Origin of the sequence: Streptomyces sp. YPW6, assembly GCF_018866325.1 — a bacterium.
Classification (GTDB): domain Bacteria; phylum Actinomycetota; class Actinomycetes; order Streptomycetales; family Streptomycetaceae; genus Streptomyces.
This window is the reverse complement of the sequence record NZ_CP076457.1, coordinates 5,812,820-5,836,387: the sequence shown is the minus strand read 5'-3', so window position 1 is coordinate 5,836,387 and position 23,568 is coordinate 5,812,820. Positions and strand designations below refer to the sequence as shown.

Annotated in this window: 13 protein-coding genes; 3 read left to right on the top strand and 10 right to left on the bottom strand. The window is 71.6% G+C overall.

Annotated elements, in window-relative coordinates; genetic code table 11:
* Positions 1-153 precede the first annotated feature (153 nt).
* The 7 genes from pulA to KME66_RS25630 form a co-directional block, all read right to left on the bottom strand.
* Positions 154-5,472, bottom strand: a complete 5,319-nt coding sequence (gene pulA, locus KME66_RS25660; protein ID WP_216326408.1) for a pullulanase-type alpha-1,6-glucosidase — start codon at positions 5,470-5,472, stop codon at positions 154-156.
* 83 nt (positions 5,473-5,555) lie between these two features.
* Positions 5,556-7,289 carry a carbohydrate-binding module family 20 domain-containing protein gene (locus KME66_RS25655; RefSeq protein ID WP_216326406.1) on the bottom strand — a complete coding sequence of 578 codons (1,734 nt, stop codon included), beginning with the start codon at positions 7,287-7,289 and terminating at the stop codon, positions 5,556-5,558.
* 418 nt (positions 7,290-7,707) lie between these two features.
* Positions 7,708-8,763: a LacI family DNA-binding transcriptional regulator gene (locus KME66_RS25650; protein WP_178378941.1), complete on the bottom strand. Its 1,056-nt coding sequence runs from the start codon at positions 8,761-8,763 to the stop codon at positions 7,708-7,710.
* Positions 8,748-10,424, bottom strand: a complete 1,677-nt coding sequence (locus tag KME66_RS25645) for a glycoside hydrolase family 13 protein (RefSeq protein ID WP_216326403.1) — start codon at positions 10,422-10,424, stop codon at positions 8,748-8,750. Before KME66_RS25645 ends, KME66_RS25650 begins: the two co-directional genes overlap by 16 nt.
* 110 nt (positions 10,425-10,534) lie before the next feature.
* Positions 10,535-11,413, bottom strand: coding sequence for a sugar ABC transporter permease (locus tag KME66_RS25640; protein ID WP_073218222.1), 879 nt, complete (start codon positions 11,411-11,413; stop codon positions 10,535-10,537).
* Positions 11,410-12,429, bottom strand: coding sequence for a carbohydrate ABC transporter permease (locus KME66_RS25635; RefSeq protein ID WP_073218225.1), 1,020 nt, complete (start codon positions 12,427-12,429; stop codon positions 11,410-11,412). The genes KME66_RS25640 and KME66_RS25635 overlap by 4 nt, the downstream gene beginning before the upstream one ends.
* 19 nt (positions 12,430-12,448) lie before the next feature.
* Positions 12,449-13,717: an extracellular solute-binding protein gene (locus KME66_RS25630; RefSeq protein ID WP_216326401.1), complete on the bottom strand. Its 1,269-nt coding sequence runs from the start codon at positions 13,715-13,717 to the stop codon at positions 12,449-12,451.
* A 346-nt stretch (positions 13,718-14,063) separates the two neighbouring features.
* Between KME66_RS25630 and KME66_RS25625 the strand changes: the two genes are divergently transcribed.
* Positions 14,064-15,107, top strand: coding sequence for a LacI family DNA-binding transcriptional regulator (locus KME66_RS25625; RefSeq protein WP_216326398.1), 1,044 nt, complete (start codon positions 14,064-14,066; stop codon positions 15,105-15,107).
* Between the two features lie 76 nt (positions 15,108-15,183).
* Positions 15,184-16,188, top strand: a complete 1,005-nt coding sequence (locus tag KME66_RS25620) for a phosphatase PAP2 family protein (RefSeq protein ID WP_216326394.1) — start codon at positions 15,184-15,186, stop codon at positions 16,186-16,188.
* Positions 16,189-16,381: 193 nt separating this feature from the next.
* On the opposite strand, the gene KME66_RS25615 is transcribed toward KME66_RS25620, so the two are convergent.
* Together KME66_RS25615 and KME66_RS25610 are read right to left on the bottom strand one after the other, a co-directional pair.
* Positions 16,382-17,980 carry an amidohydrolase gene (locus KME66_RS25615; protein WP_216326389.1) on the bottom strand — a complete coding sequence of 533 codons (1,599 nt, stop codon included), beginning with the start codon at positions 17,978-17,980 and terminating at the stop codon, positions 16,382-16,384.
* 23 nt (positions 17,981-18,003) lie between these two features.
* Positions 18,004-19,482: an APC family permease gene (locus KME66_RS25610; RefSeq protein ID WP_216326386.1), complete on the bottom strand. Its 1,479-nt coding sequence runs from the start codon at positions 19,480-19,482 to the stop codon at positions 18,004-18,006.
* Between the two features lie 116 nt (positions 19,483-19,598).
* Here KME66_RS25610 and KME66_RS25605 point away from each other — a divergent pair, with 116 nt between their 5' ends.
* Complete coding sequence (locus KME66_RS25605) at positions 19,599-20,270, top strand: TetR/AcrR family transcriptional regulator C-terminal domain-containing protein (RefSeq protein WP_073218243.1); 672 nt, start codon at positions 19,599-19,601, stop codon at positions 20,268-20,270.
* Positions 20,271-20,496: 226 nt separating this feature from the next.
* Here the strand turns inward: KME66_RS25605 and KME66_RS25600 are convergent, their stop codons facing one another.
* Positions 20,497-23,493, bottom strand: a complete 2,997-nt coding sequence (locus KME66_RS25600) for a bifunctional [glutamine synthetase] adenylyltransferase/[glutamine synthetase]-adenylyl-L-tyrosine phosphorylase (protein ID WP_216326383.1) — start codon at positions 23,491-23,493, stop codon at positions 20,497-20,499.
* Positions 23,494-23,568 lie beyond the last annotated feature (75 nt).

The window sequence follows — 23,568 nt, the reverse complement described above, 5'->3', positions numbered from 1 at the left end:
GTGAGCCGGCCGCTCCGGGCGGATTCCCGCCGGGCGGACCGGGCGGGTCCCGCCCACCCCCCGAGGGGGCGGGCGGGACCGGCCGGGCGGTACCGGGGACGGCTGTCGCGGCTCCGTTGCCGACGTCTGCCGTCACCGTAGTGCCGTGGGAGGTCAGCGCAGAGTGAAGACGGCCGCCGTGCGTCCCGGTACGGTGAAAGTGGCCGATTTACCGTCGTAGCTGGCTCGTTTGACAGTAGAGTCCGCACCCTTGGCCTGGACCGGGTGCAGCGCGTACGTCTTCCCGGCCGGTGCGGCGAGCCGCTGGGTCGCGGTGTCCGGGGCGGCGTTGAGGACGACGACGAGCTTGCCGAGGCGCATGGTGATCACGCCGGGGGTCTCGTCCTTGCCGGAGAGCGGGAAGGACAGGGCGGACTGCACCTGGTCCGCGGTGCGCAGGGAGAACTCCTTCTCGGTCGAGCGGATGGTGAGCAGGTCGCGGTAGGCGGCCGAAGCCCCTTGGATCTGACCGCAGTTCGGGGCGATGGTGCCGGCGGCGGCCAGGAGCGGCTTCGCGTAGGGCCACTTGTCCCGGTTGTCGGCGGCGGGCGGGAGGCCCCGTCCGAAGCCGTTGCCGTCACGGCAGTCCCAGTGCAGGGCGTTGAACCAGTCGCCGCTGTCGTAGGAGTTGCGGTCCAGCGACTTGGAGCGCAGCAGGTCACTGCCGGCCTGGGAGAGCGAGGGCCCCTGGGAGAGGACGGAGGCGGCCATGGCGACGACCTGGGCCCTGGCCCGCTCGGCGGCCGTGGTGCCGGCCGGGAGCTTGAAGGCGAGGGCGTCGAAGAGGGTCTCGTTGTCGTGGGCGTCGGAGTAGGCGAGCGCGTCACCGGGTGCGGCCGCGTAGCCGGCGGGCGCCCCGTTGTAGTCGACGTCCGCGCCCGTGACCGTGCGCCCGGAGGTGTCGGTGAAGGTGTAGTCCGCGAGGTTGCCGGTGAGGCCGACCTTGATCAGGTCCTGGTAGTGCAGCAGGCGGGCCTTCTGCTCGGCGCGGGTGCCGTTGGCGGGTGAGGAGTTGGGGTCGGTGTAGAGGCCGGAGGCGAAGCCCTGGACGCCGGGGTCCTCGTCGAAGGGGCCGCCGCCGCGCACGGCGTCGCGGGCCCGGTCGGAGAAGGTGGCGATGCCGGTGCCGGCCATGTTCTTCTGGGTGGCCTGGACGAAGCGGGCGTCGTCCGCGATCTCGCCGAAGTTCCAGCCCTCGCCGTAGAGGATGATTTTCTTGCCGTCGACACCGTCCTTGTCGAGGGTGAGCCGGTCCAGCGCCTTGCGGACCTCCAGGATGTTGTCCTTGGGGTGGTGGCCCATCAGGTCGAAGCGGAAGCCGTCGACCTTGTACTCCTTGGCCCAGGTGACGACGGAGTCGACGACGAGCTTGCCCATCATGGTGTTCTCGGGCGCGGTGTTGGCGCAGCAGGTGGAGGTGGCGACGGTGCCGTCCTCCAGGAGCCGCTGGTAGTAGCCGGGCACGATCCGGTCGAGGACCGACTTGTCGTCCTGCCCGGAGGCCACGGTGTGGTTGTAGACGACGTCCATGACCGTGCGCAGTCCGGCCCGGTTGAGGCCCTGGACCATCTGCCGGAACTCGACCGTGCGCCGGGTGCCGTCCGGGTCGGAGGCGTAGGAGCCCTCGGGGACGGTGTAGTGCAGCGGGTCGTATCCCCAGTTGAAGCCGTCCTTGGCGGCGGCCTCGCTCACGCACTCCTGCTGCTTCTCGGAGTCGGGGGCGGGGGCGGTCAGGTCGCAGCCGGGCGTCGCCTGGTCCTTCTTCTTCTCCGGGATGGTCCCGATGTCGAAGACGGGCAGCAGGTGGACGTAGCCGGTGCCGGAGTCGGCGAGCTTCTTCAGGTGCCGCATGCCCTGGGAGCGGGTGTCGGTGAAGGCGAGGTATTCACCGGGGTGCTTCGCCGTGCGGTCCGTGATGGAGAAGTCCCGGACGTGCAGCTCCTGGATCCGGGCGTCCCGCAGCGGGGTGGCGGCGGGCTTCTCCAGGCCGGACCAGCCGCGCGGCGCGAGCTTCGGGTCGGTGAGGTCGATGACGAGGCTGCGGGCGGAGTCGGCGGTCAGGGCGGTGGAGTAGGGGTCGGTGACCTTGTTGGTCACCAGCTTCTGGACGGTGGGGGCCCAGACGGTCACGGCGTACCGGTAGGGCTTGCCCTGCCAGCTCCTCTTCCCCGTGACGGACCAGATGCCGGTGCGGTCGTCGCGCTTCATCGGGACGGTGCGGCCGTCGAGTTCGAGGGCGACGGTCTGCGCGGTGGGGGCCCAGACGGAGAGCGTGGGCGTGGACGTGCGGAAGACCGGGCCGAGTTCGGCGGAGGCTGCCTTCCTGCCGTACAGGTCGTCGAGGATTCCGGCGGTCTGTACGCCGGTGGCGGCGAGCAGGGCCCCGTTGGCGGCGCGCTGGGTGGCGATCAGCTGGCCCCGCAGGGACGCGCGGACCCGGTCACGGTCGCGCGGGTCGACGGTGAACGCCGGATAGTCCTTCAGGTGGGGGAACTTCGCCTTCTGGGCGTCGCTCAGCTCACCCTGCTGGAGCCGCAGCCACTGCCCCTCGTCGGAGAGCGCCCCGTCGACGACGGAGATGCCGCCCTTCTTCGCGTACACGAGCTGCTGGCTGGTGGCGTCGGTGGCCTTCACCTTCCAGACGACGGTGTTCGCGTCGATCCACTGCGCCTCGGCCCTGGACAGGTCGGGGGCCGCGCCGCCGCCGGTCTGCGGGAGGAGGTAGCCGGGCTTGCCCGCCAGCATCCAGACCTCGTGGCCGTAGGTGGCGAGGTCGAGGGACTGGTCGCTGGGCAGGTCCTTCTCGTCGCCCTTGTGGAGGATGTAGCTGAGGCTGGTGGCCCCGTCGACGAGCGGGACCTCGAAAGTGACCCCGTAGGCGTCCTTCTTCACCGGCGCCAGGGGCTTGGACCAGTCGGTGGGGTCCTGGGCGCCGGTCCAGGTGTGCAGTCCCCAGCCGTCGTAGTCCCCGTCGGGGCGGTGGTAGTTGAGGACGGCCCTGGTGGTGTCCTGCGGCGGGGCCTCGGGGGCTTCGACCGTCTGTCCGTCCTCGCCCTGCTCGATCCAGACCTGTCCGGTCACGCCGAGGTCGATCGTCCGCTGCGGTCCGTCGGCGGTGCCGTTCTTCTCGACGGTGTACGGGACGGAGTCGGCGCCCTTCTCCAGGTCGATCCAGGCGAACGCGCCGTAGGCGTCCCGCCCGATGAACTCGGCTTGCCTGTCACCGGACTTGAGCTGCCAGCCGTCGTAGTCGCCGTCGGGGCGCCGGTAGTGGACGACGGCCTGGTCGCGCTCGACGGCGACGGGCGCGGAGGGCGGCGGGGCCTGGCCCGCGGTGGTGGAGGCGAGGGCGCCGGCGGTGCGGCCGATGCGGTCGACGACGACGGCCTTGTAGCGCAGCGGGGTGCCCGCCTTCACCGTCGCGTCGAGGTACTGGGTGACTTTGTACGGGGCGTGGTCGGCGGTACCGAGCGTCTGCCACTTCCCGTTGCCCGTCTGGGCGGCGAAGACGACACGGTTGAGCTGTCCGCCGTCCACGTCGGCGGCGATCTCGACGGTGCCGGTGGCGCCGGCGTCCGGGGCCTTCAGCGAGAGGGCGGGCCTGGCGGCGGGGGCGCCGACGGTCCGGGCCGCCTTCAGCACGAGGCTGGACAGCGCGGGCACGGTGACGGTGACCTTCTTGTCCTCGCCGCTGCGGACCGTACCGGAACCGCCGTACAGGGTACGGAAGTCCATGCCGGCGGACTCGGTGGTGAGGTGGACCTCCCTGGGGCTCGTGCCGTTGTTGGAGGCGACGAGGTACTCGTGGGGCCGCTCGGTCGCGATACGCGAGGTGGCGTACACGGAGCCGTCCGCGAGCCGCTCGATCTGGGTGCCGTCGCGCAGCGCCGGGTGCTTCTTCGTGAGCTTCGAGAGCGCGGCGATGGAGCGGTAGAGGGGGTGGTTCGTGTCGTACGCGTCCGAGGCGTGGGTCCGGTCGGTGCCGAGCTGGTCGTCGTCGAGGTAGTCGGCGGTCCGCGAGGCGAAGAGGGTCTGGCGGGCGTCCTTGTCGCCGCCCGCTCCGGTGAAGCCCTGCTCGTCGCCGTAGTAGACCACCGGGTTGCCGCGGCCGAGGAACATCAGCTCGTTGGCGAGGCGGGCCCGCTTCAGCAGCTCGGCGTCGTCGGCGTCCGGGTTGTCCTGCCGGAGGAAGGTCCCGATGCGGCCCATGTCGTGGTTGCCGAGGAAGGTGACCTGCTCGTAGGCGTTGGCCCGGTCGGTGGTGTAACGGTAGTCGTCGCCGTACACCGAGGCGAGCCTGTCGGCGGGAGCACCCTGGGAGGCGAACTGCCGGGCGGCGTCCTGGAAGGGGAAGTCCAGCGTGGAGTCCAGGCGGCCCCGGGTGACGTACGGGGAGGTGACCTCGGTGTCGGCGGAGTAGACCTCGCCGAACATGAAGAAGTCGTCCCGGCCGCGCTTGGCCGCGTAGGTGTCGAGCGCGGTGGCCCACTGGGTCCAGAAGTCCAGGTCGACGTGTTTGACGGTGTCGATGCGGAAGCCGTCGATGTCGAAGTCGCGGACCCACTTCTCGTAGATCTTCTCCATGCCCTTCACGACCTCGGGACGCTCGGTCCACAGGTCGTCGAGCCCGGAGAAGTCGCCGTACTCGTTGGACTCGCCGGCCCATGTCGAGTCGCCCCGGTTGTGGTACATGGTGGGGTCGTTGAGCCAGGACGGCACCTTCCGGACCGTGCCGGGGGCCTGCACGGGGGTGTACGGGAAGGAGTCCCGGTCGACCTTGCGCACGCCCTCGCGGTCGTCGAAGGGGCGGCCGTCCCGGTCGAGGTAGGGGAAGGCGCCCTTGGGCTTGTAGCCGTAGGCCTTCTCCGCGTAGTCGACGGTGTCGGCGGTGTGGTTCGTGATGACGTCGAAGAAGACCTTCATGCCCTTGGCGTGGGCCTTGTCGATCAGCTTCTCCAGATCGGCGTTGGTGCCGAAGTGCGGGTCGACCTGGGTGAAGTCGGTGATCCAGTAGCCGTGGTAGCCCGCCGACGCGTCCTTGCCGGTGCCCTGGACGGGCCGGTTCTTGAAGATCGGCGCCATCCAGATGGCGGTGGTGCCGAGTCCCTTGATGTAGTCCAGCTTCTGCGTGAGGCCCTGGAGGTCGCCGCCCTGGTAGAACCCCTTGTCGGCGGGGTCGTAGCCGTGGTCGAGGCGTGAACCGGTCAGCCCGCCGCGGTCGTTGGAGGTGTCGCCGTTGGCGAAGCGGTCGGGCAGGACGAAGTAGAACTGCTCGCGGGTCAGGTCGTGCCGGGCCGCCTCACGGGCGAGTCTCGCGTCCGAGGGCGGGGACGGCGGCCGGGGTGACGCGACGGCGGTGGCCGCCGGGACGACGGGCAGCAGCGCCGCGCACAGGGCGGCCACCGCCCCCCGTCTCAGGGTGGTTCGGGACACGGAGGGTGCTCCTCGGCTGGGGTCAGGAGGGTGGGCCGCGGGCCGGTGGCGGTGCCACCGGCCCGCGGAGCGGGGTGCAGGGGTCAGCCGCGCCAGACGTCGGCGGTCAGCGTGACCTTCCCGGAGGCCGGGACGGTGGCGGTGCGGTTGGCGCCGCTCTCCCAGGTGACGTTGCCCGCCGCGTCCTTGCGGACGTACTTGTAGGCGAACGTGGTCCCGGCGGGCAGGGCCACGTCCAGCTTCCAGACGGGGTACGTGGCCGGGTCGAGCTTGGGGGCGTTCGCCGGGTTCCAGTGGCCGAGGGCCGCCTGGTCGCCGGTGACGTGGATGTTCTGGCCGAACTGGGTGGTGGCGTTGACGCCGAAGGAGGCGCCGGACGAGCCGTTGCCGGGGTCCGGGTCGGGGTTCGTTCCGCCGCCCCCGGAGCAGGTCCGGGCGTTCACGTGCAGGGCGACGGCGGTGCCGGCCGGGACGGTGGCGGTGAACCGCCCCGAGCCGTCGACGGTGACGCCGTTGCCGGACTGGACGTCGCAGTAGTCACCGGCGGGCAGCGAGGTCTGGAAGGTCCGGTTCAGCGCGGAGCCCTCGTGGTTGATGGCGACGTACGCCTTGCTGCCCCGGCCGAAGGCGATCCGGTCGCCGCCGTTGTCCCACCAGTCGGTGACGCCCTGGCCGCGGGCCGCGTTGCGGAAGCCGACCATGGAGGAGATCTCGCGCCAGGCGTGCTGGCACTTCCAGCCGTCGCTGTAGCAGGCGTTGACCTGGCCGCCGCCGGGCGGGCCGGCGTCGTGGTCGGTGAACTCGTAGCCGGAGTGGACGTCCGGGGAGCCGTAGGGGTAGGCCAGCATGAAGACGTTGGCGAGCGTGTAGGCGGAGCCGGCCTTGTAGTTGAGGGTGTCGCCGCCGCGCTCGGTGTCGTGGTTGTCGACGAAGACACCGGACTTGCCGGACGGCATGAAGCCCCAGTCCTCGCCGAAGTTCTTCAGGTGGGCGAGGTTCTCGTTGAGGAAGACCTGCTTGAGGCTCCGCCCGTAACGGAACTCCTGGACGTCCCCGTTGCCGAGGTACTCGGAGGGCGAGACGGCTTCGCCCGCGCCGTAAATCGCCTCCTGCTTCCAGTAGACGCCCGGGTCGGTCAGCCGGGACTTGATGTCGGCCAGGTCGGCGGCGGGCATGTGCTTCGCGGCGTCGATGCGGAAACCGTCCACGCCGAGCGAGAGCAGGTCGTTGAGGTACCCGGCGATCCTGCCGCGTACGTAGTCCTCGCCGGTGTCCAGGTCGGCGAGGCCGACCAGTTCGCAGTTCTGGACGTTGCCGCGGTCGTTGTAGTTGGAGATCTCGGACCGGCAGTCGTTCATGTCGTTGCCGGAGTAGATGCCCGGGTAGTCGTACTTGGTGTACGCGGAGCCGCCGGTGCCGGTGCCGCTGCCCGCCGACATGTGGTTGATGACGGCGTCCGCGACGACCTTCACGCCCGCCGAGTGACACGTGCCGACCATGGCGGAGAAGGCGGCCCGGTCGCCGAGCCGGCCGGCGATCCGGTAGCTGACGGGCTGGTAGGAGGTCCACCACTGGCCGCCCTGGATGTGCTCCTGGGGCGGCGAGACCTGGACGTAGCCGTAGCCCGCCGGACCGAGGGTGTCCGTGCAGGCCTTGGCTATGGAGGCGAACTTCCACTCGAACATCACGGCGGTGACGTCCTTGTCGCCCGGAGCGGCGGCCTGCGCGGGGGACGCGGCGCCGAATCCGGTGGGGACGACGAGGGCGGCGGCGCCGGCCACGAGGGCGAGCGTGGCGGACAGTGGTCTGCGTGCCATGTCTTTCCTCCTGCGGGTGGGGGAAACGCGGGTGACGGTGCAGCCTCAGTCGGCAACGCGCCATGCCCTCAAGGCTCATGAAGGTTCTTGCTGCAAGAATGCAAACCTTGCCGCGGAGCAGACCGTACGAGCCCTCCCCCTGCCGGTCAACCCTTTGGACACACGCCGCTCACATCCACGAAACGAAGCGGTTTTCTTCCTGCAAGGTCTTTCGCAAGATATTGCGGGCCTGTTACGTTGCATCCGACTCCGGTCCGGTCGGCCGAGGGTTCCGGCCGCCTCTCACGGCTCCGGACCCCACGCGCCCGGCCGGCCGGGCCGGTCACGGCAAGAGAGGCACCCGGAGTCGCTGAAACTCCCCGCCGGCCCTCCCTGGGCCGACTCCCGGTGCCTCTCCTGTACGTGTGTCCGGCCGGTCCTACACCCGCACCGCCGCCGTCGAGCCCCGTACCACCAGCTCCGGCTGGAAGACGTACTCCGTGCGCTGCACCGGGCTCCCCCCGATCTCCTCCAGGAGCGCCCCCACCGCGGCCGCCGCCATCGCCTGCACGGGCTGGCGCACGGTGGTCAGCGGCGGGTCGGTGAACGCGATGAGCTGGGAGTCGTCGAACCCCACGACGGAGACGTCACGCGGCACGTCGAGCCCCCTCCCCCGGGCGGCGCGGACCACGCCCAGCGCCATCAGGTCGCTGCCGCAGACGATGCCGGTGCACCCCGCGTCCAGCAGGGCGCCCGCCGCCACCTGGCCGCCCTCGACGCTGAACAGGGTGGAGCAGACGAGCGTTTCGGCCTCGGAGCGGTCCATGCCGAGCACCGAGGCGGCCGCCGCCACGAACCCGTCCCGCTTGCGGCGGGAGGGGACGTAGCGCTGCGGGCCGATGGCCAGGCCGATCCGGCGGTGGCCGAGGTCGGCGAGGTGCTGGAGGGCCATCGTCACGGCAGCGTGGTCATCGGGCGAGACGAACGGGGCGCTGATCCGCTCGTTGTAGCCGTTGATCAGGACGAACGGTACGCCGCGCTCGGTGAGCGCGGCGTACCGCCCCGGGTCCGCGGAGGTGTCCGCGTGCAGCCCGGACAGGAAGACGATGCCGCCGACGCCGCGCTCGACGAGCTGCTCGACGAGCTCGTCCTCGGTGGCCCCGCCCGGAAGCTGGGTGCAGAGCACGGGGGTGTAGCCGTGCCCGGCCAGCACCTGCTCGACGGACTGCGCGAACGCCGGGAAGATCGGGTTGGTGAGTTCGGGCGTCACCAGCCCGATCAGTCCGGCGCTGCGCTGCCGCAGCCGTACGGGGCGCTCGTACCCCAGGATGTCGAGCGCCGCGAGGACCCGCTGACGCGTGGAGTCGGCGACACCCTGCTTCCCGTTCAGGACCCGGCTGACCGTCGCCTCGCTGACCGCCGCCTGTCCGGCGATGTCGGAGAGGCGGGGCGCGGCGGTGGTCCTGGGCGCGGGGAGTGTCACACCGTCCACCACACCGTGGTGTCGGCGGGCAGCTCGGTCTCGGCGCCGTCCACGGTGACCGGGGAGCTGGCGAGCAGCACCCGGCCGCGGGCGGCGATCCGGACGGGGGCGCCGGTGGTGTTGACGGTGCAGACGAAGCCGGGGCGGGCGAAGACGAGGACGCCCTCGGGGCCGTCCAGCCATTCGACGTCCGTGCCCGCGCCGAGGCCCGGGTGCTCCCGGCGGGCGGCGATGGCGGCCCGGTACAGCTCCAGGGTGGAGCCCTCCACGCCGGTCTGCGCCTCGACGGACAGCTCGCCCCAGCCGGCGGGCTGCGGGAGCCAGCTGCCGCCGTCGCCGAAGCCGTGACTGGTCCCTTCGCGGGTCCAGGGGATCGGGACGCGGCAGCCGTCGCGGAAGCCGTCCTGGCCCTCGGCGCGGAAGAACGAGGGGTCCTGGCGGGCCTCGTCGGGCAGGTCGGTGACGTCGGGCAGGCCGAGCTCCTCGCCCTGGTAGACGTAGGCGGAGCCGGGGAGGGCGAGCATCAGCAGGGAGGCGGCGCGGGCGCGGCGCAGGCCCAGCTCGCGGTCGCCGGGGGTGCGGATCTGGGTGCCGAGGCCGGCCGGGTTGGCGTACCGGGTGGCGTGCCGGGTCACGTCGTGGTTGGAGAGCACCCAGGTGGTGGGGGCGCCGACGGGGCGCATGGCGTCGAGCGAGGAGTCGATGACCTTGCGGAGCTCGATGGCGTCCCAGGCGGTGGCGAGGTACTGGAAGTTGAACGCCTGGTGCATCTCGTCGGGGCGCACGTAGTTGGCGGTGCGCTCGACGGTCGGTGTCCACGCCTCGGCCACGGCGATCCTCTCGCCGGGGTACTCGTCGAGGATGGTCCGCCAGCTGCGGTAGATCGCGTGCACGCCGTCCTGGTCGAAGAACGGCATGACGTCGTTGCCGAGCAGCTTGAGCTGCTCGTGGGTGCCGAGGTCGGGCAGGCCCTCGGCCTTGACCAGGCCGTGGGCGACGTCGACGCGGAAGCCGTCGACGCCCATGTCGAGCCAGAAGCGCAGGATGGAGCGGAACTCGTCGGCGACGGCCGGGTGTTCCCAGTTGAAGTCGGGCTGCTCGGGGGCGAAGAGGTGGAGGTACCAGTCGCCGGGGGTGCCGTCCGGGTTCACCGTGCGGGTCCAGGCGGGGCCGCCGAAGATGGACTCCCAGTCGTTGGGCGGGAGTTCGCCGTCGGCGCCCTTTCCGGGGCGGAAGTGGTAGCGCTCGCGCAGGGCGGAGCCGGGGCCCTCGGCGAGGGCGCGCTTGAACCACTCGTGCTGGTCGGAGGAGTGGTTGGGGACCAGGTCGACGATGACGCGCAGGCCCAGGCCGTGCGCCTCGCGGATCAGCGCGTCGGCGTCCAGCAGGTTCCCGAACATGGGGTCGATGGCCCGGTAGTCGGAGACGTCGTAGCCCGCGTCGGCCTGCGGGGAGGCGTAGAAGGGGGAGAGCCACACCGCGTCGACGCCCAGGTCCCTGAGGTGGGGCAGGCGGGCGGTGACGCCGGGCAGGTCGCCCATGCCGTCGCCGTTGCCGTCGGCGAAGCTCCGCGGATAGACCTGGTAGATCACCGCGTCCTGCCACCAGCCGGTGCGGTGGCCCGGGGCGTCGTCGGACGTGCCGGTGGAGGGGGCAGCGAGGTGCTGGGTCATGTCGTCCCTGGGGTGTCTGGGTGGGGAGCGGCGCCGGTGACCGGGTCAGGGTGTCCGGCGCCGCCGTGACGGGTGCGGTGGTGCGTGCGGGTGCGGGCGTCCTGGTGGCGTCAGCCCTTGACGGCTCCGGCGGACATGCCGGTGACCAGGTGCTTCTGGGCGAAGAGGAACACCAGGGCGGCCGGGATGGCGATGAGGACGGAGGCCGCGGTCATCGGGCCCCACTGGGCTCCGTACTGGTTGACGAACTTCTGGAGCCCGCCGGCCAGGGTGAGGTTCTCGTCGCCGACCAGGAAGGCGGAGGCGTAGGCGACTTCGCCCCAGGCGGTGATGAAGGAGTAGAACGCGGTGACGGCGAGGCCCGGCTTGGCCAGCGGCAGGATGAGCCGCCAGAAGGTGCCGAACGGGGTGAGGCCGTCGACCTCGCCCGACTCGTCGATCTCGCGCGGGATGGTGTCGAAGAAGCCCTTCATCATCCAGGCGCAGAACGGCACCGAGATGGTGAGGTAGGTGATGACGAGACCGGCGGGCTGGTTGAGCAGTCCGAGGGTCGACATGATGTTGTAGATCGGCACGATGAGGACGGCGACCGGGAACATCTGGGTGATCAGCAGCGTCCACATCAGCCCGCGCTTGCCGGGGAAGCGGAAGCGGCTGACGGCGTATCCGGTGGTGGCGGCGACGAAGACGCCGATCACGGTGGAGAGTCCGGAGATGATCACGGAGTTGGCGAACCAGTTGAGGAACTCCGTGTCGCGGATGAGGTTCGTGTAGTTGACGAACGTCGTCTCGCGGAAGAAGTCCGTCGTGGTCGCGTACTTGGCGGGCTTGAGCGAGGTCAGCAGGACCCACAGCACCGGGAAGACCGCGATCACCGAGGCGGTGATCAGGGTGAGGTGGAGGCCCACGGAGGCGAGCGGGGAGCGCTCGCCGCGGAGGCGGACCTTGCGCACGGCGTGCCGGGCGGTGGTGTCGGTCGCGGTGGTCACCAGTTGTCTCCCTGGGAGCGCAGGACCCGCCGGTAGACGACGGCGAAGACCATCAGGAGGACGAGGATCAGCACGCCCCACGTGGAGGACTGCGCGTAGTCGCGCGGGCTGATCTCGAAGGAGAACTTGTACGCCTGGGTCACCAGGATCTGGGTCGCCTCACCGGGTCCGCCGCGGGTCAGCAGGAAGATCACCGGGAACATGTTGAAGGTCCAGATGGTGGAGAGCAGGATCACCGTGGTGGAGACCGGGCGCAGTCCGGGCAGCGTGATGTGGCGGAAGCGCTGCCAGGCGGTCGCGCCGTCCATCTCGGCCGCCTCGTACTGCTCGGAGGGGATGGACTGGAGTCCGCCGAGGAGGGCGACCATCATGAACGGGATGCCGAGCCAGACGTTGACGGCGATGACCGCGAACTTCGCCCAGGTCGGGTCGTTGAGCCACGGGACGGCGTCGATGCCGGCGCCGCCGAGGATCTTGTTGAGCAGGCCGCGGTCCTCGTTGTAGAGGAAGCGCCAGGCGAAGACGGAGACGAAGCCGGGGATGGCCCAGGGCAGGATGAGGGCCATGCGGTAGGCGGAGCGTCCGGCGATACGGCGGTTGAGGATGTTCGCCAGGGCCATGCCGAGGGCGAACGTGACGCTCACGCAGGAGACCGTCCACACCAGTGTCCAGCCGAGCGTGCCGAGGAACTGCGAGCCGGTCAGCGCGTCGACGTAGTTGTCGGCGCCGATGAACTCATAGGTGGCGGGGATCTCGTTGACCCCGATGGAGCGGGCGACGTTGCGCTCGTCGGCGTCGGTCATCGACAGGTAGATGCCGCGGACCAGCGGATAGCCGATGATCACGCCGATCACGACGACGACCGGGGCGACCATGGCCCAGGCGTACCAGTGGACCGACAGGGCGCGCCGCAGGCGGCCGGGGGTCGGCGGTGGGGTGCCAGTACCGCGGCTCCGGCCGCGGGCGTCGTGCTCGCCCGCGGCCTTCACCACCGACTGGCTGGTGTGGACAGCCATCAGTCGGCCAGCCTTCCTGTTACTTCCAGCCCTCGAGGAGCTTGCGGTAGGAGTCGCCGGTGGCCTTGGCGGCCTTCTCCGGCGTGGTCTGGCCGGTGAGGACCTTGGTGTACTCGACGCGCAGCGGCTCGAAGAGGCTGCCGCCCTCGGGGATCCAGGGGCGCTCGACGGCGGTCTCGACGACCGGCTTGAAGAAGCCGACGATCTCGCTGTCGACCGCTTCCCTCTTGGCGTACGCGGAGGTGCGGGTGGGCAGCAGGTTCAGCTCGCCGGCGGCGGTGGCCTGGCTGTCCACGGACGTCATGTACTCGACGAAGGCGTAGGAGGCATCGAGGTTCTTGGAGCCCGCGTAGACGGCGAGGTTGTGGCCGCCCTGCGGGGCACCCTGGGCGGCGGAGCCGGCCGGGACCGGGGCGACGCCCAGGTTGTCCTTGTCGGCGAACTCCTTGCCGGTCAGGGTGTCGGCGACGGCCCAGGGGCCGTTGATCATCATGGCGACGTCGCCGTTCTTGAACGCCTGCATCATGTTCTCCCAGCCGTCCGAGGCGTCCGTCTTCGCGGTGCCGTCGTCGACCAGGGCCTTGACCGCCTTGAACGCCTTGACGCCCTCGGGCTCGTCGATGGTGACGGTCTTGGATCCGGCGTCGACCATGTCGCCGCCCTCGCCGTAGAGGAAGGACAGGAAGTAGTACGGGTCGTCGCCGCGGAGGTAGAGGCCGGTCTTGCCGGTCTTGTCCTTGATCTTCTTCGCCACGGTCTTGAGGTCGTCCAGGTTCGCGGGCGCCTCGACACCGGCCTCCTCGAACATCTTCTTGTTGTAGAAGACGCCCATGGAGTCGATGACCTGCGGGACGGCGTAGGTCTTGTCCTCGTACCGGGTGGACGCGACGGCCTGCTTGAGGAAGTCGTCCTGGTTCTTCAGGGCGGCGGTGCCGTCCAGCGGCGCCAGGTAGCCGAGGTTGGCGAAGTCCGGCGTCCAGGCGACCTCGGAGCGGATCACGTCGGGGGCGCCGTCGCCGGCCTGGGCCGCGTTCTTGAACTTGTTCTGCGCCTCGCCGAAGGGCACGTTGACGTACTTGACGTCGACCTTCGGGTGCTTCTTCTCGAAGCCTTCGGCCAGCTTCTTGAAGACCTTGTCCTCACTGCCGACGCTGGAGGTGTCCCACCAGGTCACGGTGCCGGAGAGCTCGCCCGAGCTCTTGTTGCCGGTCTCGTCGTCGCTGCCGCAGGCGGTCGCCGCGAGCGCCAGGGCCGCGACCAGGGCGGTGGCCGTTATGCCACGTCGCATCTGAACTCCTTCAACTGCCGTACCGCTCCGTCGCGGCGCCGGGTCGACGTGAACGTAACAAGGATGAAAGACCACCGAAAGACCTTGCGGAAGATTTCTGCAAGCCCTGGTGATCGTTACATTCGCGTGTCCTCAAGGTTGCCGTCAAGCCCCTTGACGACCGTCGGCCATCCCTGGCAGGGGCGGGCGGGCCTGGCCGTATCCGCTGGGCGACGACCCGGCCGCGGCCCGTCCCCCGGCCCCGCAAGTCCTTGCAAGACGTTGCCGCGAGAGCGTCCGCAGCCCGCCCCCGCGCGCCCCCGCACACAGTGGGCAATCCGACACGGGCCCGGTACAGTCGCATCCCATGACCGCACGGCTTGCCGATATCGCAACTCAGGCGGGGGTCAGCGAAGCGACGGTCAGCCGAGTCCTGAACGGCAAGCCCGGAGTCGCGGCGACCACCCGCGAATCCGTCCTCGCGGCGCTCGACGTCCTCGGCTACGAACGCCCGGTGCGGCTGCGCAGGCGCAGCGCGGGCCTGGTCGGCCTGATCACCCCGGAGCTGGAGAACCCGATCTTCCCGGCGCTGGCCCAGGTCATCGGCCAGGCGCTGACCCGGCAGGGCTACACCCCCGTGCTGGCCACCCAGACCCCCGGCGGCTCCACCGAGGACGAACTGACCGAAATGCTGGTGGACCGGGGTGTCTCGGGCATCATCTTCGTCTCCGGGCTGCACGCGGACATCTCGGCCGACATGCAGCGCTACGAGCAACTGCGCGGCCAGGGTGTCCCCTTCGTCCTGGTGAACGGCTTCTCCGCCAAGGTGCGGGCGCCGTTCATCTCCCCGGACGACCGGGCGGCGATGCGGCTCGCGGTGACCCATCTGGTGTCGCTCGGCCACACCCGGATCGGCCTGGCGGTCGGCCCCAAGCGCTTCGTGCCGGTGCTCCGCAAGATCGAGGGCTTCCACGCGACGATGCGGGAGCAGCTGGGCCTCGCCGAGGAGGAGATCGAGGAGCTGATCCAGCACTCCCTGTACACCCTGGAGGGCGGTCAGGCCGCCGCCACCGCCCTGATGGAGCGCGGCTGCACGGCGGTCGTGTGCGCGAGCGACATGATGGCGCTCGGGGCGATCCGGGCGGCCCGCCGGGAGTCCGGGGAAGTGCCCCGGGATCTCTCCGTGGTCGGCTACGACGACTCGCCCCTCATAGCGTTCACGGACCCGCCGCTGACGACGATCCGGCAGCCGGTGACGGCGATGGGCCAGGCCGCGGTCCGCACGCTCCTGGAGGAGATCGGCGGAACCCCGGCCCCGCACAGCGAGTTCGTCTTCATGCCCGAGCTGGTGGTACGCGGCTCGACGGCCGCCGGACCCGCGGGCGGGTCGGGGGCGGCGCCTCGTCCTTGAGGTGCAGGACGTGCGGCCGGAACCCGACCGGAGGATGATCGGGGGCAGGGGAATCTCTATGGAAGACTCTCTGCCTATGGGTGAGACACAGGTGACAGCACAGGAAGGCCGGTCGACGGCCGGTCCCTCACCCGTCGCTGCCGAAACGGCCCCCCGGGCCGCGGCCGCGCCGTCCACCCCTCCCCCGGCCACCGGAAGGTCCGGCTGGCGGGCCCGCGTCCACTCCCTGAGAGCGCCCGGCCGGCCCCGGCTCTGGTTCGAGATCCTGCTCATCGCGGTCAGTTACTGGCTGTACTCGCTCGTACGCAACGCGGTCCCCGAGCAGAAGGCCGCGGCGCTGCGCAACGCGGACTGGATCTGGTCGGCGGAGAAGTCGCTGGGCCTCGCCTTCGAGGAATCGGTCAATCACGCGGTCAATTCCGTGACATGGCTGATCGTGTCGATGAACTACTACTACGCGACGCTGCATTTCGTCGTGACCATCGGCGTCCTCGTCTGGCTGTTCCGCCGCCACCCCGGCCGCTACGCCGCGACCCGCCTGGTCCTGTTCGCGACCACGGCCGTGGCGCTGCTCGGCTACTACCTCTACCCGCTGGCACCACCCCGTCTGATGAACGGCGCGAACTTCATCGACACGGTGCTCGTGCACGAGACGTGGGGCTCGATGGCCTCGGGCAACTTCAAGAACATGTCGAACCAGTACGCGGCGATGCCCTCGATGCACATCGGCTGGTCGCTCTGGTGCGGCCTGACGATCTTCGCCCTGGCCTCGGTGCCGTGGGCCCGCGTCCTGGGCCTGCTGTACCCGACGCTCACCCTGGTCGTCATCGTGGCCACCGCCAACCACTTCTGGCTGGACGCGGTGGGCGGCATGGCCTGCCTCGCGTTCGGTTACGCGGTCTCCCGCGTCTGGTACGGCTCGCTGCCGCACCGGCTGCCGAAGCGGGTGCCCGGTGCGGCGAAGACCCGGCTGACCGGGCTGCGCACGGCACGCCTGCCGCGCCCGGTGTCCGAACCGGATCCGGAGCCGGAGCCGGGTGCGGAGGCCGAGCCGGAGGCGGCCGGAGCGCACAGACCGTAGCCCTGGCCCGGCAAGAACGGCTGTCACGGCTGTCACGGCTGTCACGGCTGTCACGGCTGTCACGGCTGTCACGGCTGTCACGGCTGTCACGGCGAGCATGGCCGACCCGGCAACCACGGCCGACCCGGCAATCACGGTGTGGGGGGCGGACGCGATGTCCGCCCCCCACCCCGTTCCCGTACCCCCGCGCCCGCTACCCCCGGTGCACGACGCGCCCCCCGGTGACCGTGAGCCGCACCGGCGCCTCGCCCAGCTCGTCGGCCGGGGCGTCCACCGGGTCCAGGCCGAAGGCCGTCAGGTCGGCCCGGAAGCCGGGGGCGATCCGCCCCGCCACCTGCTGCTCCCCCGCCGCGACGGCCGCGTGCGAGGTGCCGCCCTCCAGCGCCATCAGCCCGGTGAGCGCCTGTTCCGGGGCGACGGGCTCGGTCTCGTACGCCCCCGGCAGCCGCCGCAGCCGCGCGGTGGCCAGCACCTGCCGTACGTCGTAGTGGGCGATCGGCCAGTCCGAGCCGAGCGCCAGATACGCCCCGGCGTCCCGCAGGTCGCGGCAGCGCCAGGCGCGCGCGGCCCGCGCGTCGCCGAGCCGCCGGGACCAGGCGTCGGTGTGGTCGGCGCGGGTGTACGCGGTGTGGGTGGGCTGCATGGAGGCGATCACGCCGAGCCGGACGAACCGCTCGGCGACCTCGTGCGGGATCGACTCGATGTGCTCAACGCGGTGGCACAACCGCGCGCTCTCCCCCAGCGACTCGACGGTGTCCAGGACGTGCCGCACGGCCGCGTCCCCGATGGCGTGGGTGGCGGTGCGCACACCGGCACGGTGCAGCTGGGCGACGGCCTCGGTGTACGCGGCCGGGTCGGGCCAGAACGCCTCGGTGCCCTGGCCGTGGCAGTCGGCGTGCTCCAGCCACGCGGTGCCGCCCTCGACGGTGCCGTCCATGAAGAACTTCACCCCGCCGACCCGCCACAGCCGCCCGGCCCTCTTCTGGAGCCGCACGAGCTCCTCCAGCCCCTCCTGGTCGACGCCCGGCATGCACCAGGGGGCGAGCCGGAGCCGTACGGGCAGGTCGGCGTGGTCCTCCACGGCGGCCAGCAGATCCGGTACGGAGCCGTCGCCGAGGTCCATCACATGGGCTCCGGTCAGCCCGGTGGCGGCCATGGCGGACAGCAGCTCGACCAGTCCGGCCCGCCGGTCGGCCAGGGAGGGGCGGGGCAGGAACGGGGTGAGGAGGTCCATCGCGGCGTGCTCGATCAGATGCCCGGTGGGCCGTCCCCCGCCGTCGCAGACGACCTCCGAGCGCTGGGCGAAGGTGCGGGGTCCGGTGATCCCGGCGCGTTCCAGTGCGGCGGCCGAGGCGAGGGCGGAGTGCCCGTCGTAGAGCCGGATGAAGGCGGGCGCGCCGCCGAGGGCCTCGTCGACGAGGGTGTGGTGGACGGGCCGGTCCCCGAAGGCGTTGTGGTCGAGCCCCCACCCGAGGACCCACCCGTCGGTGCGCGGCGCGGTGGCGAGGACCGCGCGGAGCCGGTCGAGGTCGCGGACGGCGGTGAGGTCGACGCCGGTGGCCATCTCCAGGCCCCAGACGGGGTGGCTGTGCGCGTCGGTCAGCCCCGGGGTGAGGGTGGCCCCGGCCAGGTCGAGGTGTTCGGTGCCGGCGCCTTTCAGCTCCCGCAGGTCGTCGGCGTCCCCGACCGCGAGGATCGTGCCGCCCCGGACGGCGACGGCGGTGGCCTCGGGGCGGGCGGGGTCGAGGGTGCGGACCCGGGCTCCGGTGATCAGGAGGTCGGCTGCGGGCATGGCGGGGGCTCCTTGCGTGGTGGTCAGCGGTTTGCGGAGGCGGGATGCGGGAGACCGGGCTGCCCGCGGTCCTCCGCGGGTTCGTCGCACGGCTCGGCGGCGAAGGAGGCGTACACCTCGGGCCGCCGGCGCTTGAGCCGGCGGGCGAGGAGCAGCCCGATCAGGAAGGTGCCCGGCACGAGCGAGACGAGGAGGACGTTCACCCCGGTCGCGGCGCCGGTGAAGAGCTCCACGTTGTACGAGACGAGCCCGATGGCCCCGGCCAGCAGCACGGCCGCGACCAGGGGGGCGACGACGGTGCGCAGGACGCCTTCACCGTGCGGGATCCTCCGGAAGAACAGGAGGACGGCCACCGCGGCGAGGAGCTGGAGGACCATGAGCCCGATCATGCCCGGGGTGTTGACCCAGAGCAGGAGCTGCGCGTACGGGTCGGCCCCGGCTGCGGCGAATCCGACCACGACGACCGCTCCCAGCAGGGTCTGCGCGGCCCCGGCGACGTACGGGGAGCGGTGGCGCGGGTGGACGCGTCCGAGGGCTGCGGGCAGGACGCCCTCCTCGGCCAGCGCGAGCCCGTAGCGGTTGATGGCGTTGTGGAAGGCGAGCAGCGAGGCGAGGACGCTGGTGACGATGAGGACGTGCATCAGGTCGGCGGCCCAGGCGCCGACGTACGCGGTGATCGCGGAGAAGAAGAGCCCGCCGGGGTCGTCGGCGGCGGCCTGGACGACCTTCTCCTCGCCGAACGCCTGGATGACGGTCCACACGATGAAGGCGTAGAAGAGCCCGAGGAAGCCGACGGCGATGTAGGTGGCGCGCGGGACGGTGCGCTCCGGGTCCCGGGCCTCGCGGCGGTAGATGACCGTGGACTCGAACCCGGTGAAGGCGGCGAAGGCGCAGGCGAGAACGGCGGCCGTGCCGGGGACGAGGACGTTGCCGGGCGAGAAGGAGGCGAGCGAGAGCCCCGCCGGGGTGCCGCCCTCCAGCAGCACCCCGCCCGCGAGCAGGACGAGGATCCCGGTCTCGGCGACGAGGAGGACCCCGAGGACCTTGGCGCCGAAGTCGATGGAGCGGAAGCCGCCGTACCAGATGAGGAGCAGCCCGGCGAGGGAGACGGGCAGCCAGGGGACGTCGGCGCCCCACAGGGCGTGGGAGGTGTCGGCGGTGGCGGAGCCGAGGAGCCCGTAGACGCCGATCTCCATGCCGTTGTAGCCGAGCATGGCGACGAGCGCGGCGGCGATGCCGACCGGGGTGCCGAACCCCCGCGTGATGTAGGCGTAGAAGGCCCCGTCGCTGCGGACGTGCCGGCTCATCGTGGTGAACCCGACGGCGAAGACCGTGAGCGTGATGCCCGCCAGCAGATAGCCGACCGGGGCGCCGATGCCGCCGAGCATCAGGGCGACGGGGGCGACCCCGGCCATCACGGTGAGCGGGGCGGCGGCGGAGATGACGAAGAAGGCGATGTCGGCGGTGCCGAGCGTGCCTCTTCGGAGGGTGGGCGCAGACATGTGCAGGAAGAGCCCTTCCGCGACGTAAACCTAAAGGCTTTCGGTTTCGGGGAATGTAGCCTCACTCCAGGTCATCGGGGAAGACCTTTCGCCGCCGCAGATCAGGAGAACCGCACATGGGACGGCCGCGCACACCGCTGCTCGACCGGGAGCGCATCGGTGCCACGGCGCTCGAACTGCTCGATGAGCAGGGGGAGTTCAGCGTGCCGCAGGTGGCCCGCAGACTGGGGGTGCAGACGGGTTCGGTGTATCACCACGTGGACGGCCGGGCCGGGGTGATCGAGCTGATCCGCGAACGGGTCAGCGCGTCGATCGACACGGCCGCGCTCGGCCTCCAGCCCTGGGACGCGGCCCTGGCCGCCTGGGCCCGCTCCTACCGCGCCGCCTTCGCCGCCCACCCGCACGCGATCCCGCTGCTCATGACGTCACCGGTACGGGCCCCGAAGGTCCTGGCCCAGTACGACCAGGCGGTCCGGCTGCTCCTGGACGTGGGCTTCCCGGTGGAGCGGGTGATGACGGTGATCACGGCCCTGGAGAACCTGGTGCTGGGCTCGGCTCTGGACCTGGCGGCCCCGGAGGCGATGTGGGAACTCCCTGCGGACTCCCCCGGCACGGAGAAGCTGGCACAGGCGCTGGCGGCGATCGGCCCGGGCCGGGCGGACGCGGCGTTCGAACTGGCCCTGGAATCCTTCATGCACCACTGTCGCACCCTCGGCCCGCCGGATTCCGGCACGACCGGCGCGGACTCGGGCCCGCCCGGGGCACCTTCCGGCCCCTCCGGCGCTTGAGGACGTCCGGCCATCAGCTCTTCCGGTGCATGAGGACGTCTGGCCATCAGCCCCTCCGGCGTTCGAGTACGTCCGGCCATCAGCCCGTCCGGCGCTGTAGGACGTCTGCTCATCAGCCCGTCCGGCGCTCGATGACGCTCCTCCCGCTCCTCCGGCGTTCGAGGAGCGGGGCCCGGGGCGGAGACCCGAGGGGCGCCGGGGCCGAGCCGGGCCCCGGGAACGCCCCTCAGCCCGCCGCCCCGTAGAACCGCTCCTCCACCACCGCCCGAGCCCGCCGGGTGATCCTGCGGTAGTCGTCCAGCATGTCCCCGACATGCCCCGGCTCGTACCCCAGGTACCGCCCCACCGCCGCCAGCTCCCGCGCGTCGGACGGGAACGTGTCACCCGGCCGTCCCCGCACCAGCATCACCGCGTTGCGCACCCGCGCCGCAAGCACCCACGCCTCGTCCAGCGTCTGCGCGTCCTCCGCCGGGATCAGGCCGGCCGCACACGCGGCGGCCAGCGCCTCGCGCGTACGCGTCGTGCGCAGGCCGGGCTCCGCCCACCCGTGCCGCATCTGCATCAGCTGCACGGTCCACTCGACGTCGCTCAGCCCGCCCCGCCCCAGCTTCGCGTGGAGCGTGGGGTCCGCGCCGCGCGGCATCCGCTCGGACTCCATCCGCGCCTTCAGCCGCCGGATCTCGCGTACGGCGTCCTCACCGAGCCCTTCCATCGGATACCGCAGCGGATCGACCAGCTCGACGAAGGCGCGGCCCAATTCCTCGTCGCCCGCCATGTGTTCGGCCCGCAGCAGCGCCTGGCTCTCCCAGACCAGCGACCAGCGCCGGTAGTAGGCCTCGTACGACTTCAGCGTGCGCACCATCGGGCCGGTCCTGCCCTCGGGGCGCAGATCGGCGTCGATGAGCAACGGCGGGTCGGCGGTCGGCAGTTGGAGTAGTCGCCGCATCTCGCCCACGACCGCGTTGGCCGCCCGCCCGGCCTCCTCGTCGCTCACGCCCTCGCGCGGCCGGTGGACGAAGAGGACATCGGCGTCGGAGCCGTAACTCAGCTCGTGCCCGCCGAAGCGGCCCATGCCGATGACGGCGAACCGGGTCGGCAGGGTGTCGCCCCACCGCTCGCGGACCGCGGCCCGCAGCGCGCCCGCGATGGTGGCGGCGTTGAGGTCGGTGACGGCGGAGCCGACGCGGTCGACGAGGGCCCCGTGGTCCTGCTCGGCGGGGCTGTCCTCCGTGCCGTAGGAGCCGATGAGGTCGGCGGCCGTCGTACGGAACAGCTCCCGGCGGCGCACCCCGCGCACCACCGCGACGGCCGACTCCGCATCGCCCGCACGCCCCACCGCGGCCAGCACCTCCTGCTCCAGGTGCTCCCGGGTGCGCGGCCTCAGCCCCTCCGGATCGCCGAGGATCGCCACCGCCTCCGGGGCCCGCATGAGGAGGTCCGGGGCGAGGCGGCCGGCGGACAGGACCCGGGCGAGGTTCTCCGCGGCGGCGCCCTCGTCGCGCAGGAGCCGCAGGTACCACGGGGTCTTGCCGAGCGCGTCGGACACCTTGCGGAAGCCGAGGAGCCCGGCGTCCGGGTCGGCGGAGTCCGCGAACCAGCCGAGGAGCACCGGCAGCAGCGTGCGCTGGATGGCGGCCTTGCGGGTCACCCCGGAGGAGAGGGCCTCCAGGTGCCGCAGGGCGGCCGCCGGGTCGGCGTACCCGAGGGCCTCCAGCCGGATCGCGGCGGCCTTCGGGCTGAGCCGGGACTCACCGGGGGCCAGCTGGGCGACGGCGTCCAGCAGCGGCCGGTAGAAGATCTTCTCGTGCAGCCGCCGTACGACGGAGGCGTGCCGCTTCCACGCCTTGTTCAGCTCGGCCACCGGATCGGTGCGCATGCCGAGCGACCGGCCGATCCGCCGCAGGTCCGCCTCGTCCTCGGGGACCAGGTGGGTGCGGCGCAGCCGGTGGAGCTGGATGCGGTGCTCCATGGCGCGCAGGAAGCGGTACGCCTCGTCGAGCTGGGCGGCGTCCGCGCGGCCCACGTACCCGCCGTCGGCGAGCGCCCGCAGCGCCTCCAGGGTGGAGCCGCTGTGCAGCGAGGCGTCACTGCGCCCGTGCACCAGCTGGAGGAGCTGGACGGCGAACTCGACGTCCCGCAGTCCGCCGGGGCCGAGCTTCAGCTCGCGCTCGATGCGGTCGGCGGGGATGTTGTCGACGACCCGGCGGCGCATCTTCTGCACGTCGGGGACGAAGTTCTCCCGGTCGGCGGCCCCCCACACGAGCGGCGACACCGCCTCGACGTACTCGGCTCCCAGCTCGGGGTCCCCGGCCACCGCCCGTGCTTTCAGCAGGGCCTGGAACTCCCATGTCTTGGCCCAGCGCTGGTAGTAGGCGAGGTGGGAGCTGAGGGTGCGCACGAGCGGCCCGTTGCGCCCCTCGGGGCGGAGGTTGGCGTCGACCTCCCAGATGGTGCCCTCGACGGTGGTCTCGGAGCAGATCCGCATCATGTGGGCAGCCAGCCGGGTGGCGGCCTGCATGGCCTTGGTCTCGTCGACGCCGTCGTGCGCCTCCCCGACGAAGATCACGTCGACGTCGGAGACGTAGTTCAGCTCCCGTCCGCCGCACTTGCCCATCGCCACGACGGCGAGCCGGCACTGCGCGGCGTCCTCGGGCGCGGCGGTGCGGGCGATGGCGAGCGCGGCGCGCAGGGTGGCGGTGGCGAGGTCGGCCAGCTCGGCGGCGGTCTGGGCGAGGCCGGTCGTCCCGCACACGTCCCGGGCGGCGAGGGTGAGCAGGCACCGGCGGTAGGCGACCCGCAGGGAGTCCGGGTCGACGGCGTCGGCGAGCCCCTGTTCGAACTCGGCGACGCCAGGGTGCAGGTCCGCCGACTCGTATGTGACGAGCGCCCGCCAGTCGCGCGGGTGCCGGGCCAGATGGTCCCCGAGCGCCTCGGAGGCTCCGAGGACCCCGAGGAGCCGGTCGCGCAGGGGCTTGGCGGTGACGAGGGTGTCGAGCAGCACCTGCCGCTCGCTCTCCTCCCCCGCCTCCACGACCCGCACCAGTCCGCGCAGGGCCAGATCGGGGTCGGCGGTGGCCCCGAGCGCCTCCAGGAGGACCGGATCGGACCGTACGGAGGCGAGCGCGTCCAGGTCGAGGAGCTGCTCGGCGGCGGACGGGTCGGTGAATCCGTGCCGCAGCAACCTGGTGAACGTACTGCTTCTGCGCCCCGGCGAGGTCGTCATCCCCTGCTCTCCTGCCAGCCGAACCCGAACTGCGTCACTGCTCGCCGCTCCCTCGCCGCGTCACAGCTCTCCGAG